At 74.3% G+C, this 18,343-nt stretch carries 19 protein-coding genes; 7 read left to right on the forward strand and 12 right to left on the reverse strand.

Annotation, left to right across the window (positions count from 1 at the left end; genetic code table 11):
* Positions 1-135: 135 nt before the first annotated feature.
* The gene (locus ACFVX6_RS03565) at positions 136-540 is read right to left on the reverse strand and encodes a hypothetical protein (protein ID WP_356517910.1); all 405 of its coding nucleotides are present in this window, start codon (positions 538-540) and stop codon (positions 136-138) included.
* Positions 541-699: 159 nt separating this feature from the next.
* Here ACFVX6_RS03565 and ACFVX6_RS03570 point away from each other — a divergent pair, with 159 nt between their 5' ends.
* The gene (locus ACFVX6_RS03570) at positions 700-1,485 is read left to right on the forward strand and encodes an MBL fold metallo-hydrolase (protein WP_389687532.1); all 786 of its coding nucleotides are present in this window, start codon (positions 700-702) and stop codon (positions 1,483-1,485) included.
* 5 nt (positions 1,486-1,490) lie between these two features.
* Positions 1,491-2,114 carry a DedA family protein gene (locus tag ACFVX6_RS03575; protein ID WP_389687534.1) on the forward strand — a complete coding sequence of 208 codons (624 nt, stop codon included), beginning with the start codon at positions 1,491-1,493 and terminating at the stop codon, positions 2,112-2,114.
* 151 nt (positions 2,115-2,265) lie between these two features.
* Here the strand turns inward: ACFVX6_RS03575 and ACFVX6_RS03580 are convergent, their stop codons facing one another.
* The 3 genes from ACFVX6_RS03580 to ACFVX6_RS03590 form a co-directional block, all read right to left on the reverse strand.
* Positions 2,266-3,408, reverse strand: coding sequence for an MBL fold metallo-hydrolase (locus tag ACFVX6_RS03580; RefSeq protein ID WP_389687536.1), 1,143 nt, complete (start codon positions 3,406-3,408; stop codon positions 2,266-2,268).
* 48 nt (positions 3,409-3,456) lie between these two features.
* Positions 3,457-4,734 carry an aminotransferase class I/II-fold pyridoxal phosphate-dependent enzyme gene (locus tag ACFVX6_RS03585; RefSeq protein ID WP_389687742.1) on the reverse strand — a complete coding sequence of 426 codons (1,278 nt, stop codon included), beginning with the start codon at positions 4,732-4,734 and terminating at the stop codon, positions 3,457-3,459.
* A 111-nt stretch (positions 4,735-4,845) separates the two neighbouring features.
* The gene (locus tag ACFVX6_RS03590) at positions 4,846-5,418 is read right to left on the reverse strand and encodes a TIGR03086 family metal-binding protein (RefSeq protein ID WP_389687538.1); all 573 of its coding nucleotides are present in this window, start codon (positions 5,416-5,418) and stop codon (positions 4,846-4,848) included.
* Positions 5,419-5,610: 192 nt separating this feature from the next.
* On the opposite strand from ACFVX6_RS03590, the gene ACFVX6_RS03595 reads away from it, so the two are divergent.
* Positions 5,611-6,474: a class I SAM-dependent methyltransferase gene (locus tag ACFVX6_RS03595; RefSeq protein ID WP_389687540.1), complete on the forward strand. Its 864-nt coding sequence runs from the start codon at positions 5,611-5,613 to the stop codon at positions 6,472-6,474.
* A gap of 17 nt (positions 6,475-6,491) precedes the next feature.
* Here the strand turns inward: ACFVX6_RS03595 and ACFVX6_RS03600 are convergent, their stop codons facing one another.
* A complete protein-coding gene (locus ACFVX6_RS03600) occupies positions 6,492-7,289 on the reverse strand; it encodes an SGNH/GDSL hydrolase family protein (RefSeq protein WP_389687542.1) in 798 nt (265 codons plus the stop codon).
* Positions 7,276-7,845 carry a PadR family transcriptional regulator gene (locus ACFVX6_RS03605; RefSeq protein WP_389687544.1) on the reverse strand — a complete coding sequence of 190 codons (570 nt, stop codon included), beginning with the start codon at positions 7,843-7,845 and terminating at the stop codon, positions 7,276-7,278. The genes ACFVX6_RS03600 and ACFVX6_RS03605 overlap by 14 nt, the downstream gene beginning before the upstream one ends.
* 106 nt (positions 7,846-7,951) lie before the next feature.
* On the opposite strand from ACFVX6_RS03605, the gene ACFVX6_RS03610 reads away from it, so the two are divergent.
* The 3 genes from ACFVX6_RS03610 to ACFVX6_RS03620 all read left to right on the forward strand — a co-directional run bounded on the left by ACFVX6_RS03610 (position 7,952) and on the right by ACFVX6_RS03620 (position 9,843).
* Positions 7,952-8,398, forward strand: a complete 447-nt coding sequence (locus ACFVX6_RS03610) for a nuclear transport factor 2 family protein (RefSeq protein ID WP_389687546.1) — start codon at positions 7,952-7,954, stop codon at positions 8,396-8,398.
* Between the two features lie 45 nt (positions 8,399-8,443).
* Positions 8,444-9,241 carry a thymidylate synthase gene (locus ACFVX6_RS03615; protein WP_389687548.1) on the forward strand — a complete coding sequence of 266 codons (798 nt, stop codon included), beginning with the start codon at positions 8,444-8,446 and terminating at the stop codon, positions 9,239-9,241.
* A gap of 68 nt (positions 9,242-9,309) precedes the next feature.
* On the forward strand, positions 9,310-9,843 hold the full coding sequence (locus ACFVX6_RS03620; RefSeq protein WP_389687744.1) for a dihydrofolate reductase: 534 nt from the start codon (positions 9,310-9,312) through the stop codon (positions 9,841-9,843).
* Positions 9,844-9,866: 23 nt separating this feature from the next.
* On the opposite strand, the gene ACFVX6_RS03625 is transcribed toward ACFVX6_RS03620, so the two are convergent.
* The 6 genes from ACFVX6_RS03625 to ACFVX6_RS03650 all read right to left on the reverse strand — a co-directional run bounded on the left by ACFVX6_RS03625 (position 9,867) and on the right by ACFVX6_RS03650 (position 17,674).
* Positions 9,867-12,443, reverse strand: coding sequence for an ABC transporter permease (locus ACFVX6_RS03625; RefSeq protein WP_389687550.1), 2,577 nt, complete (start codon positions 12,441-12,443; stop codon positions 9,867-9,869).
* Positions 12,440-13,231: an ABC transporter ATP-binding protein gene (locus tag ACFVX6_RS03630; protein ID WP_389687552.1), complete on the reverse strand. Its 792-nt coding sequence runs from the start codon at positions 13,229-13,231 to the stop codon at positions 12,440-12,442. Before ACFVX6_RS03630 ends, ACFVX6_RS03625 begins: the two co-directional genes overlap by 4 nt.
* Positions 13,228-13,518 (reverse strand): SHOCT domain-containing protein, encoded by a 291-nt coding sequence (locus ACFVX6_RS03635; RefSeq protein WP_389687554.1) that lies wholly within the window; start codon positions 13,516-13,518, stop codon positions 13,228-13,230. Before ACFVX6_RS03635 ends, ACFVX6_RS03630 begins: the two co-directional genes overlap by 4 nt.
* Positions 13,519-13,649: 131 nt before the next feature.
* Positions 13,650-14,324, reverse strand: coding sequence for a response regulator (locus ACFVX6_RS03640; RefSeq protein ID WP_389687556.1), 675 nt, complete (start codon positions 14,322-14,324; stop codon positions 13,650-13,652).
* Entirely contained in the window at positions 14,321-15,601 is a 1,281-nt protein-coding gene (locus ACFVX6_RS03645; RefSeq protein ID WP_389687558.1) for a sensor histidine kinase, read from the reverse strand. Before ACFVX6_RS03645 ends, ACFVX6_RS03640 begins: the two co-directional genes overlap by 4 nt.
* Positions 15,602-15,703: 102 nt before the next feature.
* Positions 15,704-17,674, reverse strand: coding sequence for a DUF5107 domain-containing protein (locus ACFVX6_RS03650; RefSeq protein ID WP_389687560.1), 1,971 nt, complete (start codon positions 17,672-17,674; stop codon positions 15,704-15,706).
* Positions 17,675-17,787: 113 nt separating this feature from the next.
* Between ACFVX6_RS03650 and ACFVX6_RS03655 the strand changes: the two genes are divergently transcribed.
* Positions 17,788-18,339, forward strand: coding sequence for a DinB family protein (locus ACFVX6_RS03655; protein WP_389687562.1), 552 nt, complete (start codon positions 17,788-17,790; stop codon positions 18,337-18,339).
* Positions 18,340-18,343 lie beyond the last annotated feature (4 nt).

Raw genomic sequence — 18,343 nt, forward strand, 5'->3', positions numbered from 1 at the left:
CACGGTGTCCAGGCTCGCACAGCGGCGCCCGACCGGCCGGGTGACACGGGCGGCGGATGTGCGTACGGGGGGCGGCCGGGGCGGCCGCCCGCTGGGCCGGGGGCTGCAGCAGGGCTGCCGCGGGGCTGTCCGCGCCTACGTGCCGTCGTATCCGGCGGTCGGCATGGAGAGCCGGCGGTGCACCTCGGCCTTCATCGCGGAGGTGTAGCGCGGTTCGTCGAGACCGGCGGTTTCCAGCCGTACGCCGCGCCGTGCACACTCCGCGGTGAACTCCCCCACGGAGCGCAGCGCGCGGGTCAGCACGCGGTGGTTGGCGGTGACGAACAGGTCGACGCGGCCGGCGTCGATGTCGTTCCACAGGCCGCAGTGGTCGGCGCGCAGCCCGTAGACGAACAGTTGGCGGGTCACGACGTATCCCCGGTCGGCCGCCCAGCGGGCGCACATGGCGTGCTGGCTCCGGGTGTCGACGGCGAAGGGATCCGTGTCCAGATCCTCCAGCGGGGCCAGGCTGGCGATCGCGGCCACGCGCAGCTCATCCATGCCGCCCGACCCTACTCCGATCCGCCGCCGGGGAGGAGGGGGCGTGAAGCCCCGGTTCCACGGTTCCGCTGCCCCGGTTCCGGGCGGTTCGGGCGGGCAGCCTTTAGGCTCGGACGGGACCCGGTGGCGGGCGGGACGAGGGGAGGGGATCAGGGGCCTGTGGAGATCACTTGGTGGGGCCACGCCACGTGCACGGTCGAGGACTCCGGTGTCCGGCTGCTCACGGACCCGCTCTTCGCACGCCGTCTGGCGCACCTGCGCCGCCGCCGCGGGGCGGTGCCCCCGCCGGAGGCGGCGGTCGCCGACGCGGTGCTCGTCTCGCACCTGCACTCCGACCACCTGCACCTGCCCTCGCTGGCGCGCCTCGCGCGCGGGACCCGGCTGCTGGTGCCGCGCGGGGCGCCGGGCGCGGTGCCGGGGCTGGCGCGGATGGCCGGGGTGCGGGGGCTGGCGGTCACGGAGCTGGCGCCGGGCGACACGGTGGCCGTGGGGGACGGCGTACGGGGCGGCGGCGTACGGGTCCGGGCGGTCAGTGCGCGGCACGACGGGCGGCGGCTGCCGTTCGGACCGCGGCTCGCTCCCGCGCTCGGGTACGTGATCGAGGGCTCCTCGCGGACCTACTTCGCCGGGGACACCGGCCTGTTCGACTCGATGGCCGACGAGGTCGGACCGGTGGACGTGGCCCTGCTGCCGGTCGGCGGCTGGGGGCCCAACCTGGGCCCCGGGCACCTGGACGCGGCGGGTGCGGCGCGGGCGCTGGCCCTGCTCGCGCCCGTGGCGGCGGTCCCGGTGCACTGGGGTACGTACTGGCCGATCGGGATGGACGCGGTGCGGCCGCACGAGTTCCACGCGCCGGGCGAGGAGTTCGTACGGTGTGCGCGCAGGGAGGCGCCGAAGGTGACGGTCCGGCTGCCCGCGCACGGTGAACGGGTGCGGCTGCCGTGAGGGGGATGTGGCAGCTCGCGGAGTCGGCCGCGCAGGTCCCGCCGGAGTCCACCCAGCAGGCGATCGGCCTCCCGACCCTCTTCGTGCTGGTGGCGCTCGGCGCGCTCGTGCCGGTGATTCCGACGGGCGCGCTGGTCAGCACGGCGGCGGTGGTGGCGTTCCACCAGGACTCCCTCCCCTTCGGGCTGTTGCTGGTGTTCGGGGTCTCCTCGCTGGCCGCGTTCACGGGGGACATGGCGCTGTACTGGCTGGGTCGGCGCGGGGTGCGGTCGCGGAACGGGTCGCGCTGGCTGGAAGCCCTGCGCCGACGGGCGACCCCCGAACGCCTCGCCCAGGCGCAGCGCAAGCTCGACGAGAACGGCGTACTGGTCCTGGTGGTCTCCCGCCTGCTGCCGGGCGGCCGCATCCCCGTGATGCTGGCCTGCCTGCTCGCGGAGCTCCCCCTGCGCCGGTTCGCCCGCGGCGACGGCCCCGCCTGCCTGGCCTGGGCAGCGACCTACGGCCTGATCGGCATCGTGGGCGGCTCCCTGTTCGCGGAACCCTGGAAGGGCGTGGCCCTGGCGGTGGCCCTCACGGTGCTCATCAGCGCAACCCCGGCCCTCTGGCGCCGAATCCGCCCCGGAGGCTGAGCGACTCCGGCCTCGCCGGTGTTTCAGCCGTCCGGCGTTTGAGCACCGGGGGCTGGGGCGGAGCCCCACGGGGGTCCGGGCGCAGCCCGGGGAACGAGCGAAGGGCGGGTAGGGGACGGCCCCGCAGGGCGTCCCGGGCCCGCAGCCGCGGCTACAGGGCCCGGGACGCCCCGACCGGGAGGTCCCACAGGTGCTCCCGGGGCAGCCCGGTACGGGCCCACGCGGCCCGCACCCGCAGCAGCGGCTCCATCACCGGCTCCGACGACAGCACGAAGGTCCCCCAGTGCATGGGAGCCATCCTCCGCGCCCCCAGGTCCAGACAGGCCTGCACGGCCTCCTCCGGGTCCGCGTGGACGTCCCGCAGCCACCACCGCGGGGCGTACGCCCCGATCGGGAGCAGCGCGAGGTCGATGCCGGGGTGCCGCCGCCCGATCTCGCCGAACCAGTGCCCGTAGCCCGTGTCACCCGCGAAGTACACCTTCTTCACCGCGCCGGTCGCCCCGGTCGCCCCGGTCGCCCCGGCCCGCCCATCGGCGGCGCCGGTGCCCGCGGCAGCGCTGAGCATCCAGCCACCCCACAACGTCCGGCACGCGTCCATCAGCGACCGCTTCGACCAGTGGTGCGCCGGCACGAACTCGAACCGTACGCCGCCCAGTTCGGCGGACTCCCACCAGTCGAGTTCGGTGACCCGGATGAACCCCCGCCGCCGGCACCAGCGCGCGAGCCCTGCCGGGACGAAGAGCGGCGTCGTGCGCGGGAGACGTTTGAGGGTGGGGGCGTCGAGGTGGTCGTAGTGGTTGTGGCTGATCACCACGGCGTCGACCGGCGGCAGTTCCTCCCAGCGCACTCCGACGGGGGTCATCCGGGCCGGGGTGCCGAGGATCCGCCGGGACCAGACGGGGTCGGTCAGTACGGTCAGTCCGCCGATCCGCAGGACCCAGCTGGCGTGCCCGGCCCAGGTGGCGGACACCGCCCCGGCGGCCACGGCGGGCAGCGGGGCGGGCGCATACGGCAGGTCCGGGATGCCGCGCAGCCCCTCGGGGCCGGGCCGGAAGGCGCCCTCGCGGGCGAGCCGGGCGAACGCGCGCAGCCCCGGCAGCGGGGTGGTCAGCCGGTCCGCGAACGAGCGCGGCCACAGCCGGTGTTCGCCCGGCGGCCGCGGCCGCGGCCGCGCGTGCCGGACGCCGGCACCCGCACCGCCATCGCCCCCGACACCGGCCCGGGTCGCCACCGGGGGGCCGTCCGGGTCGGCCCCGGCCAGAGAAGCCGAGGGGGCGTCCGTCTGATCCCTCATCGAGAAGTCTCCGTTCACCGGCGGCAGTCGGGGGTTTCAGGGCGGGGGTCAGTCGGACAGCCCGGCCAGGACCGACCGGAGCCGGGCCAGGGAGTCCCGTACGTGGGGCAGGGCGAGGGGGTCGGTCGCGGTGAGCGCCGCGAGCCGTTCCTCCGGGGTGGCGCCGAGCAGCGGTCCGGTCGACAGCCGGACCCGCGGGGCGACGGGCTCGTCCGCGAACCGCTGCCCGCCGGGCGTGGGCGCGCCGAGCCGTCCGCCCAGCCAGTCCTCCAGTTCCATCGCGTCGCCGACCCCCTGGCGGGCGAGCCCCGAGCGCAGCGGCGTCAGATCGGCGTAGAGGTGGCGGCCGGCCTGCGGGGGCCGGGCCAGCGCCCCGGCGGCGAGCAGTTCCCGGTGCGCGGCCCGGGCCACGGCGCCGTGCAGGGCGGCGGCCGCGGCGGCGCGGCCCGCGACGGCGGCGGGCTCGTCGAGGGCGTGCGCGGCCGCCCCGGCGACGGGGCCCGCGACGAAGCCGCCGGTGGCGGTGAGCACGTCCAGGGTCCGGGCCCGCAGCCAGGTGCCGCGCGGGGTGCCGGGGAACCGGATGACGGCGGCGGGCCAGCCCGCGGGCAGCAGGGCGCCGGAGAGGTCCAGGAGCACCGCGGTGTCGTCCGGCAGCATCTCGGCGGGGCTGAGCACGACGAGCCTGTCGTGGGAGCCCGGTTGCCCCCCGACACCGTCCACCGGCCCGCCGAGGCGTCCGTGGGCCGGCCGGTGGACGGTGTCGCGCCAGGTCTCGTCGCTGACGACGAACAGTCCGGCGGACGCGGCGGCCTCGCAGGCCTCGAGGAGCAGCTCGGGCGGCGGGACGGTCGCGGTCGGGTCGTCGGCGACGGACAGCAGCAGCACCCGCGGGTCGCCGCCCTCGGCGCGCACCCGGCGCACGGTCTCCAGCAGCGCGTACGGGTCGGGTACGCCGCCGCACTCGGCCGGGGTCGGCACGTGGTAGGCGCGCCGTCCCAGCAGCCGGACCTGCGGCGTCCACCAGGCGGGACAGGGTCGGGGCAGCATGACGTCGCCGCCGTACGCGCCGAGCAGCGCCAGCAGCAGGGCGGGCGCGCCGGGTCCGGCGGCCACGTGGTCGGGGTCGGTGGGGAGCCCGCGCCGCCCCCAGTGCCGGGCGGCGGCGGCCCGTACGGGCACTCCCCCGCCGGGCGGCTCGGGGGCCGAGCGCCAGGCGGCCGCGGCGAGGACGGCCGTGAGCTCGGGCAGCACGGGCAGGCCGGGCTGGGGTGCGGGCGGGCCGTAGCGGACCTGGCCCCGGCCCTCGGCCGTCGTGCGCTGGATCCCCGACACCGCGCGCCACCTCTCCTTGCCGTCCCCGCGCTCCCGACCATGCCTTTATACGGTTATTCGTCCGGTATCGCCCGTTGTGGATGCCAGGCGCCGCGCACTGCGTCAGCCGCTCCTCCCCACCATCGCGAGCAGCCGGGTCTGGGCGTTCGCCCCGGCCGGCACCTCCGGCGGAGCGTCGTACATGCCGCTCGCGGCCAGTCCGTCGGCGTAGGGCATGACCTCCTTGATGGAGAACTCGACGAGGCCGTCCGGCAGCCGGTCGTCGGCTCCGATGCCCCGCGCGAGGTCCCAGGCGTGGACCACGCAGTCGGCGGTCAGCTCCGAGCAGTACGCCGACCCGAGCGCGGGCCCGTACGAGAGCCGGATGGTGCGCTCCAGGGCCCCGGGGACCTTGAAGGCGGTGTGCGCGGCGGCCGAGGCCTCGTCCCAGGCGGCGGCCGGATCGGTGCCGAGGACGTCGCCGTTGAAGGTGCTGCCGATGTCCTCGACGGTGCGGCCGTCGGTGACCAGGGGCGGTATCCACAGCTGTTCGGCGGTGACGTGGTTGACCAGGTCGCGCACGCTCCATTCGCTACAGGGCGTCGGCGCGTCCCACTGCGCGTCCGAGACCGCGTGGACGTACTGGCCGAAGAGCCGCAGCGCCTCGGCGTGCCGCTCGAGCAGCGGGTCCGGCATGGATCTCACCGTCCTTCGTTCCCCCGGATTCACTGTCCTCGCCCCCGCCCCCACCTGCCACCCATTCAGCCAACCCCCTTGGCACACAAGGATGGTGTCCACATATCAATACGCATATCTCAGATGACGAACTGATCCCTTACGGTGAAACCAACGCCTCGACAGCACTTCGACGACGAAGGAGCCAGGTCCATGAACGCCACGGAAGCAACGCAATCCCCTCGCGCGGCAGCCGCCCCGGAGCCCGCGCACGAGACCGCGGTCTACACCCACGGACACCACGAGTCGGTGCTGCGCTCGCACCGCTGGCGCACCGCCGAGAACTCCGCCGCCTACCTGATCGGCGCGCTGCGTCCGGGGATGGCCGTCCTGGACGTGGGCTGCGGACCGGGCACGATCACGGCGGACCTGGCGGAGCTGGTGGGACCGCAGGGCCGGGTCACGGCGGTGGACGCGGCGCGGGACGTGGTCGACCAGGCCGCCGCGCACGCGAAGGAACGGGGCCTGACCAACATCGAGTTCGCCACGGCCGACGTCCACGCGCTGGACTTCCCCGACGACTCCTTCGACGTGGTCCACGCCCACCAGGTGCTGCAGCACGTGGGCGATCCGGTCCGGGCGCTGCGCGAGATGCGCCGGGTGTGCCGGCCGGGCGGGATCGTCGCGGCGCGGGACGCGGACTACGCGGCGATGACCTGGTACCCCGCGACTCCGGGGCTGGAGGAGTGGCTGGACCTGTACCGACGGGTGGCGCGCGCCAACGGCGGCGAGCCGGACGCCGGACGCCGCCTGCGCGCGTGGGCGCGGGCGGCGGGCTTCACGGACGTGACCTGCACGGCGACCTCGTGGTGCTACGCGACCGAGGAGGAGGCAGCGTGGTGGTCCTCGCTGTGGGCGGACCGTACGACGGCCTCGGCCTACGCCGGGATCGCGACCGGCGGCGGACACGCGACGCAGGCGGAGCTGTCGGCCGTCGCCGAGGCCTGGCACACCTGGGGTGCGGACCCGGACGCCTGGTTCTCGGTGCTGAACGGCGAGATCATCTGCCGCGCCTGACCCGGAGGGCCCGCCTGTCAGGCCGCCAGGCGTACGGGGAGCAGTTCGGGCCGCTTGGCCGTGCGGCCGTCTCCGGAGGAGCGCCCGCGCAGCCGCCGCCCGATCCAGGGCCCGGCGAAGCCCACGGCCCACCGCAGCTCCCCGGCGACGCCCCGAAGGCCCGCCGGGGCCAGCGGCGGCGGGCCGGGCAGCGGGCGGGTCCAGCCGTCGTCGCTGCCGGGCAGCCCCAGGGCGTGCGCGACACCGGCGGCGATCATCGCGTGGCCGGACGGCGCGGCGTGCAGCCGGTCCGCGCTCCACATCCGCGGGTCGGTGGAGGCCTCGTGGCGGGCGAAATCCGCGACGGCCACCCCGTGCCGCTCCGCCGCCCGCCGTATCCGGTCGTTCAGCGCGGTGACGCGCGGGGCCGCCCCCTTGGCGAGCGGGACGAGCTTGGCGATGTCGGGGAAGGTGACGGTGGCGACGCGGGCGCCCTGCGCGGTGAGCGCGGCGAACATCGCCTCCAGGTGCCCGGCGACCTCGTCGGCGTCGAACCGGGGCCGCAGCACGTCGTTGACCCCGGCGACCACGGTGGCCAGGTCGGGGCGGAGCGCGAGGGCCGGCCCGAGCTGCCCCTCGCGGACCCCTGCCGCCAGGCGGCCCCGTACGGCCAGGTTGGCGTAGAGGACATCGGGCTCGTGCACCGCGATCAGCTCGGCGAACCGGTCGGCGCACCCGCGCAGCCCCGTGCGGTCGTCCCCGTCGCCCACGCCCTCGCTCTGGCTGTCGCCGAGAGCCACGTACCGGGTCGGCCGTCGCTGTTCACTGCTCTCCACGGGATGCCCGCCTCTCGCTCAGAATGATCGTGGTGCGCTCGTACCAGGCCCGGTTGGCCCGCTCGAACTCCAAGCCGCGCAGGCACGTGAGGTAGGGGCCGATCCGTGCACCGTGGCGCAGGAACTCCTCCTCCGTGCGCTCGCCGCGCATCGAGCGCAGCAGCTTCTCGAACAGCTCCGCCTTGGCCGTCGCGAAGGCGGTCCGCTCCGCGAGCTGCGCGATGAGCGCCTCCGTGTCGACGTGCTCGGCCGCCTGGACCTTCACGAGCAGGTCGTCGCGGATGACGCAGGGCTTGGTCTCGGCGGCGGTGAAGCGCTCCAGCTCGGCCAGTCCGGCATCGGTGACCTGGAACAGCCGCTTGTTGGGCCGGGTGTCCTGGACCACCTCACGGCCCGCGATGAAGCCCTCCCGCTCCAGCCGGGCCAGCTCGGTGTAGAGCTGCTGGGGCAGGGCGTGCCAGAAGTTGGCCACGCCCGTGCCGAAGGCCTTGGCCAGCTGGTAGCCGCTCAGCTCCTCGTCGAGCAGCGCCGCCAGAACGGCGTGGCGCAAAGCCATCGGTCGGTCTCCTCGGGATCGTGCGCGGCAGCGTCTTCTCAGGGACGCCCGGGCCATGATAGTCAAGAAACTGACTAATCACATCGGTGACTATCAAGGAGTCCTCATGAGCGCCGCCACCAGCACGGCCGACCGCTTCCGCGCCGCCGTCGCCGGCCATGACCTCGCCGCGCTGGACGCGCTGTTCACCGACGACGTCCGGCTCAACAGCCCGGTGAAGTCGAAGCCGTTCGAGGGCAAGCCGGCGGTGCTGGCCCTCTTCCGCGTGCTCCTGCGCACGTTCGAGGGCTTCCACTACGTCGGCCACTTCGACGGCAGCGTCCAGTCGGCCGGCGTCCCGTTCGGGGCGGAGGGAGCCGAGGGACCGGCGACCGTACTGCCGTTCCGGACCACCGTCAGCGACCGGCAGGTGCACGGCATCGACATGCTGCACCTCACGCCCGAGGGCCTGATCGACGAGATCACCGTGATGATCCGCCCCCAGACGGCCGTCGTGGCGGTCGGCGAGGCGGTCCTGGCCGGCCTGCTCACCGACGGCGTGGTCACCGGCTGACCGGCTGACCGGACCTCCGGCGGCAGCCCAGTAGACTCGGTGCCCGTGGCGGATACCCAGTACGAAGACCTGTTGAAGCTGGTGCTCACCTCCGGGACGGCCAAGGCCGACCGGACGGGCACCGGCACCCGGAGTGTCTTCGGGCACCAACTGCGTTACGACCTCTCGCAGGGGTTCCCCCTGGTCACCACCAAGAAGGTGCACCTCAAGTCGATCGTGTACGAGCTGCTGTGGTTCCTGCGCGGCGAGTCCAACGTCGGCTGGCTGCGCGAGCACGGCGTGACGATCTGGGACGAGTGGGCCGACGAGAACGGCGACCTCGGCCCGGTCTACGGGGCCCAGTGGCGCTCCTGGCCCACCCCGGACGGGCAGCACATCGACCAGATCACCGAGGTCCTCGACACGCTGCGCCGCGACCCGGACTCCCGCCGGATGATCGTCTCCGCCTGGAACGTCTCCGAGCTGTCGAAGATGGCGCTCGCGCCGTGCCACGCCTTCTTCCAGTTCTACGTGGCCGACGGGAAGCTCTCCTGCCAGCTGTACCAGCGCAGCGCGGACCTGTTCCTCGGCGTGCCGTTCAACATCGCCAGCTACGCCCTGCTCACCCACATGGTGGCCCAGCAGGCCGGCCTGGAGCCGGGCGACTTCATCTGGACCGGCGGCGACTGCCACATCTACGACAACCACGTCGAGCAGGTCACCGAGCAGATCTCGCGGACGCCGTTCGAGTTCCCCGAGCTGAAGCTGCACCGGGCCGACTCGCTCTTCGACTACGCCTTCGGCGACGTGAAGGTGGCCGGCTACCAGCACCACCCGGCCATCAAGGCCCCGGTCGCGGTATGAACCTCGACACCAACACCGCTACGGACGTCGCCACGGCCACCGCCGCGGACAGCGCCGCGGACACCGGCATGAGCGTCGGGCTGATCTGGGCGCAGAGCTCCGCCGGCGTGATCGGCGCGGACAACGGGATTCCCTGGCGGCTGCCCGAGGACATGGCCCACTTCAAGGCCACCACCCTCGGGCATCCGGTGGTGATGGGCCGCAAGACCTGGGATTCGCTGCCGGCGCGGTTCCGTCCGCTGTCGGGGCGGCGCAACATCGTGGTGACGCGCGATCCCGCATGGACCGCGGAGGGCGCGGAGCGCGCCGGGTCCATCGACGAGGCCCTGGAACTCGCGGCCGGACAGGCCGCGCAGGCCGCGCAGACCGGGCAGCCCCCGGCGACCGTCCCCGCCGCCGCGTGCTGGGTGATCGGCGGCGGAGAGGTCTACCGTGCCGCGCTGGCCCGCGCTGCCATGCTCTCGGTGACCGAAGTCGACACGCAGGTGGTCGGTGACACCCACGCCCCGGAGCTGGACCCGGCGTGGACCGTCGCCGAGGACGGTGGCTGGCAGTCCTCGGTGACCGGCCTGCGCTACCGCATCCGCACCTACGACCGGTAGGGCCCGCGCCGGGCGGCGCGGGCCTAGTCGGTGGCGACCGCGCGCAGGATGTCCAGACGCGCCGCGCGCCACGCCGGGCGCCAGCCCGCGAGGATGCCCGCCGCCACGCCGACCAGGGCCACCAGGGTGAGCTGCAGTGGCGGGACGGCGAACGCGAACGCGCTGTCGCTCGCCCCGTCCGAGGCCTTCACCAGGACCCATCCGAGGACACCGCCCAGCGCCAGACCGCCGGTCGTGCCGAACGCGGCGACCAGGACCGACTCCCAGCGGACCATGGCCCGCAGCTGCCCCCGGGTCTGGCCGACGGCCCGGAGCAGCCCCAGTTCGCGGGTGCGCTCGTGGACGGCGAGGGTCAGCGTGTTGGCGATGCCCAGCAGGGCGATCAGTACGGCGAGGGCGAGCAGCGCGTAGACGAGCGTGAGCATCATGTCGATGCCGCCCGCCGACGACTGCGCGTACGCGTCGCGCGTCTGCACCTCGGGGCCGCCGTACAGCGCGGCCGTCTTCTCGACCGCCGCCGCGCCGGCCGCGGCCGACACCCCGTCCTTGAAGGTGACGCTGACCAGCGAGTCCGTGTCCTGCGCCCGGTGCGGCGCCCAGGCCGCCCTCGTGATGACGTAGTCGCCGGCCAGCTCGGACCGCTCGTACACCGCGCGGACCGTGAAGGGCTGCTTCTGCCCGTCGGTGAAGGCGAGTTCGGCCGTGCTGCCGGGCCGCCATCCATGCCGCGCGGCCTCCTTCGCGGACACCGCGATGCCGTCCGTTCCCAGCGCGTCGAACCCTCCCGACACCGCGCCCAGGTCGAGGCCGGCCGCAAGCGCGACGGGGTCGGTGACGGTCAGTGCCCGCCCCGAGCCGTCGACCTCCGCGACCCCCTTGCCCAGGCCCACCGCGCCCGCCACTTCGGGCAGCGCCGCGACGGCCGGTGCCAGCTTCGGGCTGAGTCCGCTGCCGCCCGCGCCGAAGGACGGGGCGCTGATGGCCACGTCACCGGCGAAGGAACGCGACACGGTCCGGTCCATGGTCGCCTTCAGGGATGCCCCGAAGACGGTGAACAGGGACACCACGGCGACGCCGATCATCAGCGCGGTCGCCGTGGACGCCGTCCGCCGGGGACTGCGCCGCGCGTTGCGCGCCGCGAGGGCTCCGGTCACCCCGCGCAGCCGCTCGAGCGGCCGGGCGAGCATCCGGACGGCGGACGAGGACGCCACCGGACCCAGTACGACGAACGAGGCCGTCGCCAGCGCCGCACCCGCCCCGGACAGCCACAGCGACGGTACGGCGAGCACCCCGGTCAGGAGCAGGCCGATGGCGGCCGTGCCCAGCGCCAGGCCGGTGACCGTACGGGACCGGGAGGCCTCCGAGTGGTCCACCGCGCTGTCGAGCAGCGCGGCAAGCGGCGCCGTGCGTCCGGCCCGTACGGCGGGCAGCACGGCCGAGCCGAGGCAGACGAGGACCCCTGCGACGAGGGGAAGCGCCATCGACGGGCCGCTGATCACCAAGTCCCCTTCGGGGAAGGGGAATCCGATGGCCGGGAAGAGGGCCTGGAGTCCTGCGGCGAAGCCCACGCCGAGGAGCAGCCCGGCTGCCGAGGCGAGGAAGGCGACGACGGCGGCCTCGGCCAGCGTGCCGCCGACGACCTGGCGCCGGGAGGCGCCGAGCGCCCGGAGCAGGGCGTTCTCGCGGGTGCGCTGGGCGACGACGATCGCGAAGGTGTTGTGGATGCTGAAGGTGGCGACGAGCAGGGCGATGCCCGAGAAGACGAGCAGCATGGTGGTGAAGAGGTTCAGGAACCGACCGGAGATCATGTCGGTGTTCTCCTGGGCCGATTCCTCTCCGGTGATCGCTTCGACGCCCTGGGGCAGCACCGCGGTGAGCGCCTCCACCAGCTCGCTCTGGCTGGTTCCCGGACCGGCTCGCACCTGGATGGACGCCGCCTGACCGGGCGCCGGCATCAGGTGCTTCTCCGCGTCCGCCTGGGTCATCCCCGTGTACGTGACCTGCGCCATGCCGTCCGCGCCGCCGAAGGTGGCCAGGCCGACGACCGTCACCGGAACCGGGTCGGGCGTACGCAGCACCGTCGTGTCGCCGAGCTTCAGTCCCCCCTTGTCCGCCGTGGCCCGGTTCACGACGACCTCTCCGGTCCGCTCCGGCGCCCGGCCCTCCGCGAGCCGGTACGGGTTGAGTTCCCGGTCCGCGATCCAGTTCCCGGCGAGCGTGGGCGGCCCTTGGCCACCGATCGGTTCGCCGTCGGAGCCGACGAGCTGCCCCGCGCCCTGGACGGCGGGGGCCGCGGCGGCCACGCCCGCAGTGCGCCGGATCTCCTCCACGAGTGCGGTCGGTACGGGCTGCCGGGAACCTTGGGCCTCGCCCGGGACGGTCACCACACGGGTACTGCGGACCACCGCGTCGGTACCGCTCGTCGCGCCGGCGAACATGCTGTCGAAGCTCGCGCGGAGGGTGTCGCCCATGACGAGCGTCGCGGTGAGGAAGGCGACGCCGAGCAGCACGGCCGTGAAGGTCCCGGCGAACCGTCGCTTGTGCGTGCGCAGCGAGGCCGTGCCGATCCGCAGCACGGTGCGGGCACCGTTCGTACTCATGACTCCTCCCCCGGGGCAGCCGCCGTCGACGGGCGCGTGTCGAAGGACTTGAGCCGGTCCAGGACGCGGTCCGCGGTGGGACCCGCCATCCGGTCGACCAGCCGCCCGTCGGCGAGGAAGACGACCTCGTCGGCGTGGGCGGCGGCCACCGGGTCGTGGGTGACCATGACGACCGTACGGTTCATTTCGCGCACCGCCCGGCCCAGCAGCCCGAGCACTTCCTCCCCCGAGCGGGAGTCGAGGTTGCCGGTGGGCTCGTCGGCGAAGACGACGTCGGGGCTGCCGGCCAGGGCCCGGGCCACGGCGACGCGCTGCTGCTGGCCACCGGAGAGCTCGGCGGGCCGGTGGTGCAGCCGGTCGCGCAGTCCGACGACGTCGATGAGGCCGTCGAGCCAGGCAGCGTCCGCGCGGCTGCCCGCGAGGTCCTGCGGGAGGGTGATGTTCTCGGCGACGGTGAGGGTGGGAATCAGGTTGAAGGCCTGGAAGACGAAGCCGATGCGCTCGCGGCGCAACAGGGTGAGCCTGCGGTCGTCGAGTGCGCCGAGACGTGTGCCGCCGATGGAGGCGGATCCCGAGGTGAGGGTGTCGAGACCGGCGGCGCAGTGCATCAGGGTGGACTTGCCGGAACCGGACGGTCCCATGATCGCGGTGAAGCGGCCGGCCGGGAAGTCGACGCTCACCCCGTCCAGGGCCCGTACCTCAGTGTCGCCCCGGCCGTAGACCTTCACGGCATCGACGACCCGGGCGGCGACACCGTCGCCGCCGCCGAGCACGGTGGTGGTCCTCATGCCGCACCGCCCTTGGAGAGGCGGCCGAACTGCTCGTCCAGGACGGACAGCCGCCGCCAGTACTCGTCCTCGTCGATCTCGCCGGAGGCGAAGCGCCGGCCGAGGACCGCGATCGGGGAGTGCTCGCCGTACGCGGCGCCGCGGGCCTGCCACGGTGCCCGGCGACCGCGCCACACGGTGCGGCGCAGCACGGTGACCGTGCCGACCACCACGGCCGCCCAGATCAGCGGGAAGAACAGGATCCACGGGCCGGGCCCGTCGTACGCGAGGGTGGTGAGGGTGTTCATCTCGGTTCGGCTCCTCGGAAGTGTGGACGTGTGCGTCACACTCCGAGACTGGCTCCGGGAGGGGGTCCGGGTCGTCGTACGGCCGGCTGCACCGCGCGTACCACCTGGGGAGTACGAGGGCCGGGTGGGAGTCAGCCGAGCCAGCCGGGCCGGACCAGCCCCGACTCGTAGGCCAGGACGACCAGTTGGGCACGGTCACGGGCACCGAGCTTCACCATCGTCCGGCTGACGTGGGTCTTCGCGGTGAGCGGGCTGACGACCAGGCGGCGGGCGATCTCCTCGTTGGACAGGCCGAGGCCCACCAGCGCCATCACCTCGCGCTCCCGCTCGGTGAGCCGGTCCAGGCCCAGACCCGCGCCGTCGGCGGCGGGCTGCTTGGAGCGGGCCGCGAACTCCTCGATCAGGCGGCGCGTGACGCCCGGGGACAGCAGTGCGTCGCCGTCCACCACCGCCCGGACCGCCCGCAGCAGTTCCTCCGGTTCGGTGTCCTTGACCAGGAAGCCAGAGGCTCCGGACCGGAGCGCCTCGAAGACGTACTCGTCGAGCTCGAAGGTGGTGAGCATGACCACCCTGACGTCGGCCAGTGCCGCGTCCCCGGTGATCCGCCGGGTGGCGGCGAGCCCGTCGCACACCGGCATGCGGATGTCCATGAGGACGACGTCCGGACGCAGCGCGCGCACCAGGCGGACGGCCTCGTCGCCGTCGGCGGCCTCTCCCACCACCTCGATGTCCGGCTGCGCGTCGAGCAGGGCCCGGAACCCGGCCCGGACGAGGAGCTGGTCGTCGGCGAGCAGAACACGGATCACGGATCCTCCTGGGACGGGACGGCCCTCGGTGCGGGCTTCGGCCCGGCCTCCGAGGCGGGCTTCGGCGCGGCCTTCGGATCGGCCTCCGGATCGGCCTTCAGCGGGAGCCGGGCGATCACGCGGAAGCCGCCGTCGGGGCGCGGGCCTGCCTCGATGGTGCCGCCGAGGGCCGCGGCCCGCTCGCGCATGCCCACGAGACCGTTGCCGCTGCCGCCCGACGGACCGCCCGTGGCCGGCCCGTCGTCGTCCACGCGCAGCTCCAGGACGCGGGGCTGCCAGGAGAGGCGGACGCGGGCGGTGCGCGAACCGGAATGCCGCACCACGTTGGTCAGCGCCTCCTGCAGGATGCGGAAGGCGGCGAGGTCCGCCCCGGGCGCCAGCGCCCGCGCGTCGCCGTCCGTCGCGATGTCGACGCTCAGCCCGGCCGCGGCGGCCTGCTCGGCGAGCTCGGGGAGCCGGTCGAGACCGGGGGCGGGCGCGCGCGGTGCGTCGCCGGGAGTGCGCAGGGTGTCGAGGACCTGCCGGACCTCGCCCAATGCCTCCTTGCTGGCCGCCTTGATGGTGGTCAGTGCCGAACGGGCCTGCTCGGGATCGGAGTCGAGCAGGGCCAGCCCCACGCCCGCCTGGACGTTGATCACCGAGATGCTGTGGGCGAGGACGTCGTGCACCTCGCGGGCGATGCGCAGCCGCTCCTCGTTCACCCGGCGCTTCTCGGCCGCCGCCCGCTCGGCACGGGCGAGGGCCCACTGCTCCCGGCGTATGCGGACGAGCTCGGAGACGGCGAGGATGGCGAGCACCCACGCGGTGATGCCCAGTTCCTGCGCCCAGGGCGCCGGACCGTCCCCGTCGGGCGGGAGCAGCCGGTAGAGCCAGTGGCCGATGGCCAGGTGGCCGGCCCAGAGCAGCCCGACGGCCCCCCAGGCGGCTCTGCGGTGTCCGGCAAGGACGGCGGCGAAGCAGGCCAGGGCCAGGCTGATGAACACCGGCCCGTACGGGAACCCGGCGCCGATGTACACCAGGGTGACGGCGCCGACCCCGTACGCCACGGCCACCGGGTACCGGTGCCGCCACACGAGCAGCAGCGGCCCGAGCAGCAGCAGGAGCCGCGCGAACCCGTCCAGCGCCACCCGTCCGCTCTGCTGGTGCGCGGCCCATCCCGAGCCGACCTGCGCGAAGACGGCCACGAGCAGCGAGGAGCGCCAGGCCGGGCCCCGCCCGGTCCGCTCCACCCATCGCTGCCACGGAGGAACCCCCGGGCGCTCGCGCCGCTCTTCCATACCACCCACGCTAGGCCGTGCCCGGCCTGGCAGGCGTCACTCCGGCGTAGCGTTTCCGATGTACTCCCCAGGTAGTACACGGAGGAGACCGCCAAGACACCCCTAGTCCCCCGGCGGGCGCATCCGGAAGTTGTACGGGGCCGGCAGCGGGCGGTCCGTGAGGGTGGCCCAGACCTCCGAGAGGATCTCCTCGCCCTCGCGGAGGTCGGGCAGCTCGAAGCCCTCCTCGAAGACCCGGCGGGCGGCGCCCACATGGCCCTCCGCCGCGAGCAGCCGGGCCGCCGACAGCCGGAAGCGGCCCTCCTCCCGCAGGGCGGGGCGCAGCCGGTCCCACACCGAGCGGGCCTGCGGCAGCAGTCCCGCCGCCAGCAGGGACGCCAGCGCCTCCCGGCCCAGCGCCGATTCGGCGGCCAGCCAGCTCGCGCCGCCCCGGCTCTCCTGGGCCAGGTCCTCGAAGGCCTCGGCGTACCAGCGGGCCGCCCGGGCCGGGTCGCCGGCCAGGTCGTCGGCGACCGCAAGGCACCGCAGCAGCGGCCACCGCGAGGGGGCCAGCGCCAGCCCGCGCTCCCAGCTCCGTACCGCCTGGGCGATGTCCCCGGCGTGCCACTGGGCGACCCCGAGGTGGTACTCGGTCAGCGGGTCCGCCTGGGCCGTCTCCAGCATGTCCCGCCAGTGCGGGGCGACCAGGCTCGGGCCGGGCGGAGTCACCCGGCGCGGGGCGGGGAAGACCCCGGTGCGCCACAGCTCCAGCCAGGGTGCCTGGTCCTCGTCGAGGGTGTCCTCGGGGAAGGGGGTGCCGGGCAGTTGGTGGCCCCCGCACAGCACCTCGAGAGCGCCCCAGCCGGAGCCGGCCGCCAGCCGCTCCCCCGGTTCGTTGTCGGCGCACCCGCGCCACGCCTCGTACGCCGCGTCGACGGCCGGACCGGGCAGCGCGGACTCCAGCGCCGTGCCCGCCGCGGCGCGGGCCGCCGCCCAGTCGTCCCCGTGCACGGCGGCGGGGTCCGCGGACAGGGCTCCGTAGGCCTCCAACCAGCTGAACTCCGCACCCGCCTCCAGCCGTACGTGCTCCAGCTGGGTCCGGGCGAGCCCGGCCTGGATCTCCGCGTACCCGCCCGTGCCGGGCTCGGTCAGCCACTCCTGCCAGCGCCGGCCGCCCTCACCCGCGCCCCAGACGAAGAGCTTGCGGCCGCGCAGCCGGGCCGTCGAGGTCTGGACGAGTCCCCGCCCGTCGGAGTCGAGGGAGGCGATCCAGGGCCGGGTACCGGCTTCGACCTCGTAGAAGAAGTCGGCGGGGTACGTGCTGCGCAGCGGGTACGTACGGTCCGTGCCCTCCCATCCGGGTACGGGGATGCGGCGCAGGGAACGTTCGTAACCGAAGTGCCAGGCCTCGTCGGCCGGGGCCAGGACGCGGGTGCCGGCCTCCTCGGGCACGGCGATGTTGGACCACCAGTAGACGGGCGCGGGCCGCTCGTGCGGGTTGCGCACGCGGACGCCGACGTAGAGGAACTCCGAGTCCTCGGGCAGCCACAGGTCCACTTGGAAGGGCAGGTCGCGCAGCCGCTCCCATTCCCAGAGCCGCACCATGACTCCCCCGTCTGGCGCCGGGACGAGTGCGGCGTGCAGCGGGGCGCAGGAGAGGGTGGTGTGGCCGGTGGCGCCGAGGTTCCACTCGATGCCGCCGGAGAACCAGGCGCCGTTCAGGGCGAAGTTCGCGGGCTGGAACACCGGGTTGCGGTAGAGCAGTTCCCGTCCGGTGGGGAGGTGGACGAGCGAATGGATCCGGCCGCCGAGGCCGGGCAGGACGGTGACGCGCAGGTGTGCGTTCTCGATGACGATCGTCTCGAAGTCCCGCTCGGTGCGCTGCCGTTGGTAGCCGTCCCGGATCCGTACGGGGAGCAGCGAGCGCAGCGGTTCGTACCCGATCTGGCGTGCCATGTCGCGCGGCAGGCCCTCGCGCGAGCGCTCGTCCAGCGTGTGCACCCCGCCGGAGTCGCGGAGGGCGGGCAGTGGGTTCTCGGGACCCAACGGGGCTGCGGGGAGGGTCAGTACGGAGCGGCGGACGGTGGTGGCCATGAGGGAAATGGAACACGCCACGGCCGCCGGTGCACAGGGATTCGGCGGATCACCACCGGTCAGGATTACGCAAAGCCTTTCGTCGTGCAGGCCGGTGTCCGATCATGGAGGGCATGAGCGACGTGATCAGAAGAGGCCGGTTCTTCGACGGGGAAGAGTCCGAGAGCCGGTTCACGGGACCGACGACGGGCGACGAACGGCGGATGCTCATCGACATGCTGGGGGCCCAGCGCGCAACGCTCCGGCTCAAGTGTGCGGATCTGGGGCCGGAGTTGGCCGAGCGGTCGGTGGAGCCGTCCACGCTGTCCCTGCTGGGCCTGGTCCGCCACCTCGCGGACGTGGAGCGCCGCTGGTTCCGTCAGGTGCTGGACGGGCAGGAGGTTCCGCTCCTGTTCTGGTCCGCGGCAGCCCCCGACGGGGACTTCGACGGCGCGACGTCGACGCCCGAGGTGATCCGGGAAGCCTGGCAGGCGTGGCGGGCGGAGGTGGAGTTCGCGGAGACCTTCACGGAGCGGGCGCCGGACCTGGACGTGTCCGGGAAGGACGCGTGGCGGGGCGAGGTCTCGCTGCGCTGGGTGCTGATCCACATGATCGAGGAGTACGCGCGGCACAACGGCCACGCGGACCTGCTGCGCGAGCGGATCGACGGCGCGATCGGGATCTGAGCGC

This window comes from Streptomyces sp. NPDC058289, from assembly GCF_042880975.1.
Taxonomy (GTDB): domain Bacteria; phylum Actinomycetota; class Actinomycetes; order Streptomycetales; family Streptomycetaceae; genus Streptomyces; species Streptomyces stoeckheimensis.

Excerpts from the sequence above, each read along its gene's own strand:
- ACFVX6_RS03635 (WP_389687554.1), bottom strand. The coding sequence starts at position 13,518 with ATGAACACCCTCACCACCCTCGCGTACGACGGGCCCGGCCCGTGGATC.
- ACFVX6_RS03595 (WP_389687540.1), top strand. The coding sequence starts at position 5,611 with ATGAACGCCACGGAAGCAACGCAATCCCCTCGCGCGGCAGCCGCCCCG.
- ACFVX6_RS03645 (WP_389687558.1), bottom strand. The coding sequence starts at position 15,601 with ATGGAAGAGCGGCGCGAGCGCCCGGGGGTTCCTCCGTGGCAGCGATGG.
- ACFVX6_RS03605 (WP_389687544.1), bottom strand. The coding sequence starts at position 7,845 with ATGGCTTTGCGCCACGCCGTTCTGGCGGCGCTGCTCGACGAGGAGCTG.
- ACFVX6_RS03590 (WP_389687538.1), bottom strand. The coding sequence starts at position 5,418 with ATGCCGGACCCGCTGCTCGAGCGGCACGCCGAGGCGCTGCGGCTCTTC.
- ACFVX6_RS03630 (WP_389687552.1), bottom strand. The coding sequence starts at position 13,231 with ATGAGGACCACCACCGTGCTCGGCGGCGGCGACGGTGTCGCCGCCCGG.
- ACFVX6_RS03620 (WP_389687744.1), top strand. The coding sequence starts at position 9,310 with ATGAGCGTCGGGCTGATCTGGGCGCAGAGCTCCGCCGGCGTGATCGGC.
- ACFVX6_RS03580 (WP_389687536.1), bottom strand. The coding sequence starts at position 3,408 with ATGAGGGATCAGACGGACGCCCCCTCGGCTTCTCTGGCCGGGGCCGAC.
- ACFVX6_RS03655 (WP_389687562.1), top strand. The coding sequence starts at position 17,788 with ATGAGCGACGTGATCAGAAGAGGCCGGTTCTTCGACGGGGAAGAGTCC.
- ACFVX6_RS03565 (WP_356517910.1), bottom strand. The coding sequence starts at position 540 with ATGGATGAGCTGCGCGTGGCCGCGATCGCCAGCCTGGCCCCGCTGGAG.
- ACFVX6_RS03650 (WP_389687560.1), bottom strand. The coding sequence starts at position 17,674 with ATGGCCACCACCGTCCGCCGCTCCGTACTGACCCTCCCCGCAGCCCCG.
- ACFVX6_RS03610 (WP_389687546.1), top strand. The coding sequence starts at position 7,952 with ATGAGCGCCGCCACCAGCACGGCCGACCGCTTCCGCGCCGCCGTCGCC.
- ACFVX6_RS03625 (WP_389687550.1), bottom strand. The coding sequence starts at position 12,443 with ATGAGTACGAACGGTGCCCGCACCGTGCTGCGGATCGGCACGGCCTCG.
- ACFVX6_RS03575 (WP_389687534.1), top strand. The coding sequence starts at position 1,491 with ATGTGGCAGCTCGCGGAGTCGGCCGCGCAGGTCCCGCCGGAGTCCACC.